Below are 12,366 nucleotides of genomic sequence, written 5' to 3'. Positions count from 1 at the left end.
AAGAGTTGAGAATATGAAAAAAGCAAAAATTATATTCAAAACGTTAGGTGCATGCAACTTGTCCTTATACAGCTTTTACATTCTTAAAAAAGCGATGTGCCGAAATCTGGTGAAAAACTGTGTAAAAAATGCACAAAAACAAAAGATAAAATTGTACACCTGAACTGGCCTTTTTATACTAGTATATAATAAATTTTAGGTTGTGAAGTCAAATTGACTAAGTTATAATAAGCATATAGTTTCCGAGTAAAGGAATTTACGTGAGGAATCTGCGAAGAAGGAGGAAAACGGAAAATGAGTAACGAAAAGACTGGCCGCAGAGGCAAGAAACGCATCTGGGGTAAAGACGACACAGAGCTGTCGTTATTGGCACTGCCGACTACCATCTGGTATTTGCTGTTCTGCTTTTTGCCGATGTTCGGTATTATCATCGCATTTAAGAACTACAAGGTATACGGTGGATTTTTAACAAGCTTTATTAAAAGTGAATGGGTGGGATTTAACAACTTTAAATTCCTGTTTTCCTCAAAGGATATCTGGCTGATCCTGCGTAATACGCTGGGATATAATGTCATTTTCATTATCCTTGGCATTGTGGCACCGGTTGCTGCAGCAATCGCAGTTGGACAGCTCCACAGCAAGAAGCTTGCAAAAGCGTATCAGACTGCGATGTTCATGCCTTACTTCCTGTCCTGGGTCGTTGTAAGCGCACTGGTTTGGGCATTCCTGTCTTATGACAAGGGTCTGATCAACGGTATGCTGGAGTCCTGGGGAATGGAACGTCAGCAGTGGTATATGAAGCCTGCTATGTGGCCTCCGTTCCTGGTATTTATGAACCTGTGGAAGGGTCTTGGCTACGGAATGGTCGTTTATCTGGCAACCATCACCGGTATTGACAAGACCTATTATGAAGCAGCCGGTATCGACGGCGCTACGATCTGGCAGCAGATCCGCTACATCACTCTGCCTCTGATGAAGACCGTTATCATCATGATGTTTATCATGGCAGTAGGACGTATTTTCTACTCCGACTTCGGTCTGTTCTATCAGGTGCCCAGAGATTCCAATACGCTGTACAATTATGTATATACTCTGGATGTATATGTTTTCAAACAGTTGAAAACTTCGACCACCGGTATGGCGTCCGCTGCGGCCTTTGTACAGTCTGTTGCCGGATGTATTACGATTCTGACGGCGAATGCGATCGTTCGTAAGATTGACCGTGAGAGCGCAATGATTTAAGGGAGAAGAACAATGGAAACAACGAAAAAAATTAAAAGAGTAAACAAAGACGAGCCTACCGGGTTCGACCGGTTCAACCGGGTATCCAAAGGCGCTAACGCTGTACTGAATATCATTTTCATTATTATGTCGCTGCTGTGCGTAATACCGATCCTGCTGGTTGTTGCAATTTCTTTTTCTGCTGAGGATTCCATCACAGAATACGGATATCGCTTCATCCCCAAGATCTTCTCTCTTGAGGGCTACACATTCCTGGCTTCTCAGAGCACGATGCTGCTGAGAGCACTGGGTGTCTCTCTGTTTGTAACGATCGTTGGCACGGTTCTGGGTGTTATGCTGACAACTCTGATGGGCTATGTACTTTCCCGTCCGAACTACAAATTAAACGGTTTCCTTACAATGGTGGTATTTATCCCCATGGTATTTAATGGCGGTCTGGTTTCCACCTACTTCGTAGTCAGCCAGCTGCTGGGCTTAAAGAACACGATATGGGCACTGATTCTGCCTCTGGCAGTTTCATCCTTTAACGTTATTATCTGTCGTACCTTCTTTAAGACAACAGTTCCGGAATCCCTGATCGAATCCGCGAAGATGGACGGTGCATCTCAGCTGACGATTTTCAGCAGAATTGTTCTTCCGATTTCCCTGCCGGTACTGGCAACTATCGGTCTGTTCCTTTGCTTCGCATACTGGAACGACTGGTATCAGTCCATGCTGTACATTGATAACACCAAGCTCCTTTCCCTGCAGGCTCTGTTAAACCAGATCCTGACCAATATCCAGATGCTGGTACAGAATGCAGCAACACTGGGTGCATCTGCAGCAGAAATGCTTGCAAAGATGCCGAAGGAAGCGGCTCGTATGTCTATCGTAGTTATTATCGTATTGCCTATCGCCTGCGCATATCCGTTCTTCCAGCAGTACTTCATTTCCGGTCTGACGGTTGGTGCGGTTAAGGGCTGATATTCCCTATATTATCTGTGTGTTTTAATTTGATATCCTGCCGGAAGAACCGGCTGTGGTATAGAAACGGGCTCTCTGCATACAGGGAGCCCGATTTTAAGGAGGAGACATTATGAAAAACAAGAGCATGAACAAGATTCTTGCCCTGGGCGTTGTTGCCGCTATGACAGCTGGAATGCTGGCAGGCTGTGGCAGCTCTGCGTCCACAACTGACGGCGCTGCAGCCGGAACAGAAGCCGCTTCTAATTCTGCAGCAAGCAATGGTGAAGTACCTACCCTGGTATGGTGGACTATAGGCGGAACACCTGCAGACGATTTCGATCAGGCTGTATCTCAGATCAGCGATTACGCAGAAGAAAAGATCGGCGTAAGAATCGATGTTAAGATCGCAGGCTGGGCAGATTACGAAACCAAGATGAACAACATCATCAACACCGGCGAATACTTCGACCTGATGTTCGTAAACAACACAAACTACACCAAATTTGTAAATCTGAATGCTCTGGAGAACATCACAGACCTTGTTCAGACGGAAACCCCCGATCTGTACAACTTCATTCCTACAGACCTGTGGGAAGGTGCCAAGATCCACGGTAATGTATATGCAGTACCGACCTACAAGGATTCTTCCCTGACCCAGTTCTGGATGCTGGATGATGCTTATGTACAGAAGTATAACATTGATGTAGACAGCATCAAAGATTATGCAACCTTAAATGACGCTCTGCAGACCATCAAAGAGGGGGAAGGCAAATCTAAATACCCGATGCAGCTGGCTCAGGGCTCTACCTTCAACGGCTTCTTCAACAACTATGACGGTCTTGCTTCCGGTCTGCAGCCCATCGGCGTAAAATATGACGATGCAAGCCGCAAGGTTGTATGCACACTGGAGCAGGATGATATCATGGACGGCTTAAACTGGCTGCACAAATGGTATCAGGACGGCATCATCAATCCCGATGCTAACGTTGTAACAGACGGCGGTAAAGGTTCCATCTTCGGTTCTGCACAGGGCTGGCCTGCAGCAGCAACCACATGGGCATTCAACGCGGGTATTGAGAAGTATGACCTGACTCAGGTATTCGGACCTCTGTACACAACCGAGACCATTCAGGGTTCTATGAACGCGATCTCTGCAAACTCCAAGTATAAGACAGAAGCGCTGAAGGTTCTGCAGCTGATGAACACAGATTCCAAATTCCGTGATATGTGTGCATATGGTACAGAAGGCAACTACATGGAGTACGCAGAAGACGGCACAGTACAGAAGCTGCGTGATGACTGGAACTGGCCTTCCTATACACAGGGTACCTTCTTCATCCTGTCTACTCAGGCGGATGGCGATCCGGATGCATGGAATCAGGTAAAAGAGCAGAACGAATCTGCTGTATCTTCTACCTGCCTGGGCTTTGCTTTGGATGTAACCAATATTCAGAACGAGATCGCAAACTGCAACACTGTTTGGGATAAGTACAAGAATGACCTGCTGACCGGTGCATCTGATCCGGCAACTGCAGTTCCCGCTTGTATCGAAGAGCTGAAGGCTGCAGGCCTGGATACCGTTATCGAAGAGGCACAGAAGCAGGTTGACGAGTTCTTTGCGAACTAATCTGCAGGGGAAGAATGCCGGATGCAGAAGAAACTGTAAAAGGTGAAGTAACATTTCCCTGTCATATTGATTGGATAAGGAACTAAAGACAGGCCGTCCGAACTTTGGTTCGGGCGGCCTTTTGCCATAACAGCTCCTTTGTGTTTTCCCATGTACAGATAACCTGTCCCCATGCAGATCTGTGCATGGGAAAGCACGAAGAACACAGCGTCCGCAGAGTGGTCACGCTTGCAAAGTCTATATAGACAGGATATAATCGAGCTAGGAATAGGGATCGGAAAGCTGCGGCTTCGCAGAAGATGTATGACACAGGAGAAGACAGCAAATGAGCAAAGGCCACAGTACATTTTTGGAATATCGGATCTATCGGAAAAAATTTCTTGGGACAATCATCGTAGTCATTGTGCTTTGCCTGAGCGCGTTTTCGGGCGTTCTGTTTTTCTTTATCCGCAACTGGATCAATGATGTGCAGATCCAGTCTCAGTACCGCTTCCAGCAAAAGGAGCGCCAGCTGGAAAATATTCAGACCTGGACACGGTCCTATGTGGAAGGCTTGTACACCGATACGGCGCTGATGGAAGATTTAAAGGCATTGTTTGGCGCTGTGAACAATCAGGACTACATCGCAAAGCGCCGGGAAAACAGTTTGAACAGTGATTCGGAAATCCGGTATGTGCCGTCAGATATCAAGAAGCTGTTTTTAGATGGCAGGACGAAGATTTGCGGTGTAACGCTGCGGTCGGATAACGGTATAAAAGCTCTGCGAATGACGAACTATGATTTGTGGGTGGATTTTGAATGTCGTACAATCGAGGATGTGAAGACAATTCCAGGATTCGGGGATATTATGGCGTCCTCTTATTCGGTTCGTGATCCGGATAACATGAGTATTTCAATGGGAACGATGGATTTCTGGATCAGCACGGCGGATTTTTATGAGGACAATGATGAGATCAATGCTTCCTGGGGGATTTTCGATGCAGATGGGGATATGCTTGCCCACAGCAAGATGAGCCCACAGCAGGAAGCAGAGCTGTTCCAGGCGGCCCTGCGGGGGGTGCAGTTTGACTGGCTGGAGAATACCGGCAGCCGGAGGACTTTTTTTACAAAACATACATCCAACCAGGGAACGTTTTCCTATGTTGTCATAAAAAGTATCGGAGAGCTGGTGGCGGATAATCGTTATGTCGTTGGCGTGATAGGGACAACACTGTTTCTGATAGCCTTTGGGATCATTCTGTTTACCAATATGCAGCTGAAAGCGGATTATGAGTTTCTTTCCAAGATCATTCATATGCTTTCGCACATGGAATCCGGTGAGTTTGCGGATGTTCAGGAGGAAGATTTAAGCAGCGAGCGGCGCAAAAATGAATATGGCATGATCGCAGTTGCCCTAAAGGATGTGGGTGCAAAACTGCAGGGTCATATCCAGCGGGAATATGTCTGGAAGCTGAAGGAGCAGGAGACTCAGATGCGTGCACTGCAGCATCAGATCAACCCGCACTTCTTATATAACACACTGGAAACGCTGCGCTCCAGGGCGTTGCTGGAAGGAGACCGGGATACGGCGGATGCGATCGCATTGCTTGGGGCTCTGTATCGTGCCAGAACCCATACGAAGGATACCATCACGCTGGGAGAAGAGTTTAAGCTGCTTGAAATGTATCTAAAGATCATGGAGCTGCGGTTTGGAGATAATTTCTTCTATCAGGTCGAGCTGGAAGATGCACTCAGAGAAATCCCGACGGTGAGTTTTTGGCTGCAGCCCCTTGCGGAAAATTTCTTTACTCATGGCTTTGACCGGGAGAGCATGTATAATCTGCTGATCATCAGCGGACATCCACAAGGCTCGGACACCGTGATCGAAATCATGGACAATGGCTCCGGTGTTCCTGCAGATCAGCTGGAGCAGGTACAGAAGACGATGCGCGAAGGAAATGACGATCCGGAAGCGGATATCGGACTGAGAAACGTATATATGCGTTTGAATTATTTTTATGGAAATGGTTTTAAGATGGAAATCGGGAATAACCCGGAAGGGGGATTTAAAATTTCTATCCTGATACCGGGAAAGGTGGAAGAAGATGTACACATTGGTGATCGTGGATGATGAACCTGCCATTGCCGAAGGCATTTGCAGGCTTCTTGACTGGAAATCTCTTGGCTTTGAACGAATCCGGACCGCCAGAAGCTGTTTTGAAGTGGTATCCCATGTGGTGGACTGGAAACCGGATGTCTGCCTGGTGGATGTACGGATCGGCAATGAATTTGGCTATGAACTGATTAATTGTTTAAATGGAATGGGTGTCAAATCCAACTATATTATGATGAGCGGATATGACGATTTTCAGTATGCCTGTGAAGCACTGCGTTGCGGCGCAGTGGATTATCTGTTAAAGCCCCTTGATAAGGATCAGCTTCAGAAGCGCATTGAACAGGTTGTGGTAGAAAACCTGCACGGAACTGTGCAGCTGGAGGTGCGTAAAAACGAAGATCCGATCCTGCGGCGGCCCTATGAGGAATTTTCCCCGCTGATCCGTAAGATCGTTATGATCGTGGCAATGGAATATGGGCAGCATATTTCCTTAAAAAGTATAGCCGACCGATTCCGGATGAATGCGACCTATCTTGGTCAGATTTTTATCAAGGAAACAGATATGAAATTTTCGGAATACCTGATGGCATACCGGATGTATGTCGCGCGGGAGAGGATTCTAAATACCGACGACAAGATTTCTTCGGTAGCCGCGGAAGTAGGATATTCCAACATGAATTATTTCTATCAGCATTTTCATAATTATTATGACAGCACACCTTCCGAAATGAGAGCGGGGAAAAATTGAAAACTGCAGAAAATGATTTTCTGTTGTTATAAAAAATGGGGAAAAGGAGCAACTCACAAATGAGAGTATTACTGTTTGACATTGATACGCTGCGGGCGGATCATATGGGCTGTTATGGCTATGGCAGAAATACCACACCTGTAATGGATGAAATTGCAAAGGAGGGAGTGCGGTTCGATGATTATTACTGCCCGAATGCACCGTGCCTTCCGTCCAGAGCATCCATGATCAGCGGACAGTATGGAATTCATAACGGAATTGTGGGGCATGGCGGTACAGCTGCGGATATGCGTCTGCAGGGAATCACCAGAAGCTTTACGGATGACATGTCTGAGAACGGACTGTTCATGCAGTTTAGAAGAGCCGGAATGCATACGGTTTCCTTCTCTTCCTTTGCAGAACGTCACAGTGCATGGTGGTTTAATTCCGGTTTCAATGAATGCTACAACGTAGGCAGGAGAGGCAGCGAGTCCGCAGAGATGGTAACGCCTCATGTGCTGGACTGGCTGGAGAGAAACGGCAAGAAGGATAACTGGATGATGCATGTGCATTACTGGGATCCTCATACCCCTTATCGTACACCGGCAGATTATCCGAGCCAGTTTGCGGATACGCCGCTTCCGGATGACTGGATCGACGAGAAGACCTTTGAAGAGCACCTGCTGCACATCGGACCCCACTGCGCAAACGAGATCAACATGTGGAATGATGATACGTTTCCTCAGTGGCCAAAGCACCCCGGTAAGCTGACAACTCTGGAAGAGGCAAAGCACCTTCTGGATCTGTATGATGACGGCGTAAAATACACAGACGATAACATCGGTCAGATCATTGGCTGGTTAAAGGATAACGGACTGTATGACGATGATCTTGCGATCATTATCACAGCGGATCACGGCGAAGACCTTGGCGAGTTCGGTATCTACGGAGAGCATGGCACTGCGGATGAGCCGGTTTGCCGTATTCCTATGATCGTTCGCTGGCCCGGCATGCAGAAAGGCGCAGTGGTTAAGGGCTTCTATGACAATACAGACCTGACACCTACCGTGCAGGAACTGCTGGGTACACCGATGTTTTCGGATCGTTATCATTATGACGGCAATTCCTTTGCAAAGGCATTAAGGGATGGAACAGACTGCTCCAAGCCCTATGCGATTCTGACCCAGTGTGCCCATGTGTGCCAGAGAAGTGCCCGGTTTGATGACTATGTATATATCAGAACCGTACACGGCGGGTATCATCTGTTCCCGGAGGAAATGCTGTTCAATGTAAAGGAAGATCCTCACGAGCAGCACAACCTGGCAGAGGAGCGCCCTGACTTGTGCGCAAAGGGTGCGAAGATGATCCTCGACTGGAATGACAAGATGATGAAGACCTCTCATTACGATGTAGATCCCATGTGGACCGTAATGCGGGAGGGCGGCCCCGAGCATTGCAGAGGACAGCTGAAGTCCTATATGGAGCGTTTAAAGGGTACTCCGAGAGAGTACGGAATCGAACTGCTGAAAGAAAAATACGGAGATTGTGAATAAATGAAGGCATATCAGGATGCTTCTTTAGCTCCTGTCAGGAGGGCGAAGGCTCTCCTGGAGGAGATGACTCTGGCAGAAAAGATCGGTCAGCTCAATCAACGCCTTTACGGATTTCGGATTTATGAGCGGAAATGTGTAAATGGTGAGGATACCATCGAGCTGTCGGAGGAATTTTGTCAGGAGGTTGAAAAATACAGCGGTCTGGGAGTTTTGTACGGTTTATATCGTGCAGATCCCTGGGCGGATAAGAATTACGAAACCGGTCTGACCGGCGTGCTTTCCAAAAAAGCATATAATCAGGTACAGCGCTATGTGCTGGAGCATTCCAGACTCGGTATTCCTGTAATGATGAGCTCGGAATGCCCCCACGGACATCAGGCGCTGGACGGCTATCTGCTTCCGGTAAACCTTCTGGCCGGAGCGACCTTTGATCCTGCAATGGTCCGGGCAGCGTACCGGGTAAGCGGCCGTCAGCTGCAGAATATGGGTGTGGATCTTGCCTTAATGTCGATGTTGGATGTGCTGCGGGATCCCAGATGGGGACGCAGTGAGGAATGCTACAGTGAAGATCCGTATCTGTCTGCGCGGATGGCAGAAGCTGCCGTAATCGGTATGCAGGAAAGCGGACCTGAGGTTGTAGCAAAGCATTTTGCAGCACAGGGCGAAGGAACCGGCGGCGTCAATGCGAGCGCGGCAAGAATTGGAGAACGCGAACTTCGGGAAATTCATTTTCCTCCGGCAGCGGCTGCAATCAAGGCAGGAGCCAAGGGCATCATGGCTGCCTATAATGAGATTGACGGCGTTTACTGTCACGCAAATCGCTGGCTGTTAAATGATGTCATCCGCAAGGAGATGGGCTTTGACGGTATCGTGATGTCTGATGGTGTTGCCATCGATCAGCTTGACAGCATGACTGGTGATAATGTGGTGTCCGGTGCGCTGGCCCTGCAGTCAGGCGTGGACGTCGGTCTGTGGGATGAGGCGTTTGGCAAACTGGAAGAAGCAGTACGCAGAGGTCTTGTAAAGGAAGCCCAGATTGATCAGGCAGTGCTGCGTGTGCTGACCCTCAAATTCGAGAGAGGACTGTTTGAGCATCCTTACCTCGAAGAAGAGGGAGAGATCCATATGGATTATGCACAGAATCCGGAGAGTGTACAGCTGGCGCGGGAAGGGCTTGTAATTCTGCAAAATAAAAACCAGGGGCTTCCCTTTTGGGAAAACCAGGCATCCGGTAAAAAGATCGCTGTGGTCGGACCAAATGCAGACGATCTGTATAACCAGCTGGGTGACTACACACCTCCGCTGCGCAGGGACGACGGTATCACGGTATTGGACGGCATGAAGCTGATTTTCAAAGAATCTGATATCCGGTTCTCACAGGGATGTTATCTGAGAAAACGAGATGAAAACCTGCTGAAAGAGGCAGTGGATACTGTGAAAAACAGTGACATTGTGATCTGTGTGCTGGGCGGTTCCTCGAGCCGGTTCGGCGGTGCAAGTTTTGACACAAACGGCGCGGCGCTTTTAGATAATGCTGCGGCCGACGACAAGGGGACGCTGATGGACTGCGGAGAGGGAATGGACTGCAGCGACCTTGAGCTTCCGGATGCGCAGCTGGAGCTGTTAAAGGCATTGAAAGAAACCGGAAAAACTGTGATCGCAGTTGTGATCTGCGGTCGCCCGCTGGTGCTGACCCAGGTGTGTGAGCTGGCAGACGGTGTAATCCTTGGATTTTATCCCGGTCCCAGAGGCGGACAGGCAATTGCAGAGGTGATCTCAGGAAGAGTTGCTCCCTCCGGAAGACTTCCGGTTTCCCTGCCGCGATCGACAGGACAGGTTCCTGTTTATTACAATTATAAAAATTCCTACCGGGCGATGACCTATATGGATGAGGAGGCAGGACCGCTGTTTCCCTTTGGCTACGGACTTGGCTATGGGACCTTTGAATGGGGAGCCTGCAGCTTAAGCACAGAACGGTGCAATGTGGCTGCGTTGGAAAATAAGGGCCTGACCATCCGCTTTTCTGTAAAAAATACCAGTGAAAGAGGCGGCTATATCGTACCGCAGATTTACGTGACGGACGTTGCAGCATCCACGGTACGGAGAGTGAAAGAATTGAAAGCATTCCAGAAGGTATGGCTGGATGCAGGACAGGAAAGAACCGTTTCCCTGCAGCTTGGCAAGGAGGCATTCTGCCTGTGGAATCAGAAGATGAAGTATGTTGCGGAACCTGGAGTATTCCGGATTGAGCTGTCTGACAGCGCGCAAACCATATGGAAAGGAGAATTTACATTATGTATTTAATTCCCGCTCCGGCGAAGCTGGAGAAAAAAGAAGGCCGTTTTATCTGGGCCTATGACAGATATGTGACGGTAGATCAAAGCTGCAGCCAGCTGGTGACCCGTCAGGCGTCCCTGTTTTGTGACGGCGCAGAAAAAGAACTGGGCTACCGTCCCCTTCTGACAAGAGGAGCTGCCCAGGCTGGTGATGTCGTTTTCAAGCAGGATGACACCATGAAAGCCCAGAGCTATGTGCTGGATATCACCGAGGATGCAATTGTACTGACCGGCGATGAGGCAGGTCTGTGGCATGGTATGCAGACGCTGCTGCAGATCCTCGAGCAGGAAGGCGCATGCCTGTCCGCTTTACATATCGAGGATGCTCCGGCAATTGTAAACCGCGGCTATTACTTCGACTGCACCAGAGGACGTATTCCGAAGCTTTCCTGGTTGAAGCAGCTGGCTGACCGGATGGCTTATTACAAGTTAAACCAGTTACAGCTGTACGTAGAGCATTCCTATTTGTTCCGCGGTATGACAGAGCTGTGGAGAGATGACACTCCGCTGACTGCAGAAGAGATCATGGAGTTTGACCGTTACTGTGCAGAGCGCGGCATCGAGCTTGTACCGTCCCTGTCCAGCTTTGGACACCTTTACAAGCTGCTTTGCTCCAGAGAATACTCTCATTTATGCGAGCTGGAGGATTCCGAAGGAAAACCCTTCTCCCAGACCGGCAGAATGGCACACCACACGATCAACACCTCCGATCCGGAGAGCCTGCAGCTGATCGAAGGTATGATTTCCGAATATATGGAGCTGTTTACCTCCAGACAGTTCAACATTTGTGCAGATGAGACCTTTGACCTGGGCAGAGGACGCAACAAAGAAGCAGTGGAAAAGCTGGGCAAGGACAGAGTTTATATCGATTATATTAAGAAGCTGGCTCAGTTCTTACTGGATAACGGCCGTCGGCCCATGTTCTGGGGGGATATTATCCTCGGCTTCCCGGAGATGATCAAAGAGCTTCCCAAAGAGATCATCTGCTTAAACTGGGGTTATATGTGGAACCAGCGCGAAGAAGAGACGAAGTGGATGTACGAAGCAGGAGCGGTTCAGTATTGCTGCCCCGGCTGCTGTGGATGGAATGAATTTTCTGCACTCAACTGGTACGCATACAACAACATCATGAGATTGTGTACCTATGCAAACAAGTACGGTGCGATCGGTCTGTTAAATACGGACTGGGGCGATTATCTGCATGTCAACCATCCCGATTTCACAAGAGTCGGCATGATTTACGGTGCAGCGTTCTCCTGGAACAGCAATATTCCATCCTACGAGGATATCAACCGTCAGATTTCCAGAATCGAATATCGGGACAGCAGTGAGAACTACCTGGCTGTTGTAGCAAAGATTCAGGAAAACAGCGGCTACGACTGGAATGTTGCAGTACGCTACTGGGAAATGAAGCGCGGTCTGCATGAACAGGATGAAGTCAGCGTTGGCCTGATGAAGGAACGCATCGGTCAGATGGATAACATCGATCAGAAGGACGCAAATCTGAAAGAAATCGCAAGAGAGCTGTATGCACAGATCGAGCAGATGGACAGCAGCAAGCGCGCACTGGTAATGCCCCAGATCGTTGCAGTGGATGCGATCCGTATCTTTAACCAGATCGGCAAATTCGCAACTGCGGATGTGCTGGGCTGCACCTATGAGAATATGCCGGACAGCTGGGCACTTGCCAAGGAGCTGGAGACATGGTTCTATTTTTACAAGAGAGTATACCGCAGCATCAGTGAAGAATCTGAACTGCGTTATATCCAGGAGCTGGTATGCTGGTATGGAGATTACCTGCGTCAGATCAAATAACAGAATGTACGAAAGGAAAGGGAACA

General features: G+C 48.6%; 8 protein-coding genes. All 8 read left to right on the top strand.

Annotated features, from left to right (window positions below; all coding sequences use genetic code 11):
• Window positions 1-294: 294 nt before the first annotated feature.
• Complete coding sequence (locus tag ACLTOQ_RS12615; RefSeq protein WP_118496864.1) at window positions 295-1,242, top strand: ABC transporter permease; 948 nt, start codon at window positions 295-297, stop codon at window positions 1,240-1,242.
• Between the two features lie 12 nt (window positions 1,243-1,254).
• Window positions 1,255-2,205 (top strand): carbohydrate ABC transporter permease, encoded by a 951-nt coding sequence (locus tag ACLTOQ_RS12610; RefSeq protein ID WP_021914387.1) that lies wholly within the window; start codon window positions 1,255-1,257, stop codon window positions 2,203-2,205.
• Window positions 2,206-2,317: 112 nt separating this feature from the next.
• Complete coding sequence (locus ACLTOQ_RS12605) at window positions 2,318-3,814, top strand: ABC transporter substrate-binding protein (protein ID WP_262586753.1); 1,497 nt, start codon at window positions 2,318-2,320, stop codon at window positions 3,812-3,814.
• Window positions 3,815-4,139: 325 nt separating this feature from the next.
• The gene (locus tag ACLTOQ_RS12600; protein WP_262586755.1) at window positions 4,140-5,924 is read left to right on the top strand and encodes a sensor histidine kinase; all 1,785 of its coding nucleotides are present in this window, start codon (window positions 4,140-4,142) and stop codon (window positions 5,922-5,924) included.
• Window positions 5,899-6,657 (top strand): response regulator transcription factor, encoded by a 759-nt coding sequence (locus ACLTOQ_RS12595; protein ID WP_117961775.1) that lies wholly within the window; start codon window positions 5,899-5,901, stop codon window positions 6,655-6,657. The genes ACLTOQ_RS12600 and ACLTOQ_RS12595 overlap by 26 nt, the downstream gene beginning before the upstream one ends.
• Before the next feature lie 59 nt (window positions 6,658-6,716).
• On the top strand, window positions 6,717-8,189 hold the full coding sequence (locus ACLTOQ_RS12590; protein ID WP_337562273.1) for a sulfatase: 1,473 nt from the start codon (window positions 6,717-6,719) through the stop codon (window positions 8,187-8,189).
• Complete coding sequence (locus ACLTOQ_RS12585; protein ID WP_262586757.1) at window positions 8,190-10,493, top strand: glycoside hydrolase family 3 N-terminal domain-containing protein; 2,304 nt, start codon at window positions 8,190-8,192, stop codon at window positions 10,491-10,493. It abuts the gene before it with no gap.
• The gene (locus ACLTOQ_RS12580; protein ID WP_262586759.1) at window positions 10,484-12,340 is read left to right on the top strand and encodes a beta-N-acetylhexosaminidase; all 1,857 of its coding nucleotides are present in this window, start codon (window positions 10,484-10,486) and stop codon (window positions 12,338-12,340) included. Before ACLTOQ_RS12585 ends, ACLTOQ_RS12580 begins: the two co-directional genes overlap by 10 nt.
• The last annotated feature ends 26 nt before the right edge of the window (window positions 12,341-12,366 follow it).

Origin of the sequence: Gallintestinimicrobium sp. (assembly GCF_046968865.1) — a bacterium.
GTDB lineage: Bacteria > Bacillota > Clostridia > Lachnospirales > Lachnospiraceae > Gallintestinimicrobium > Gallintestinimicrobium propionicum.
Note: the sequence above shows the minus strand (reverse complement) of the source record. Positions and strands in the feature narration are given on the sequence as shown.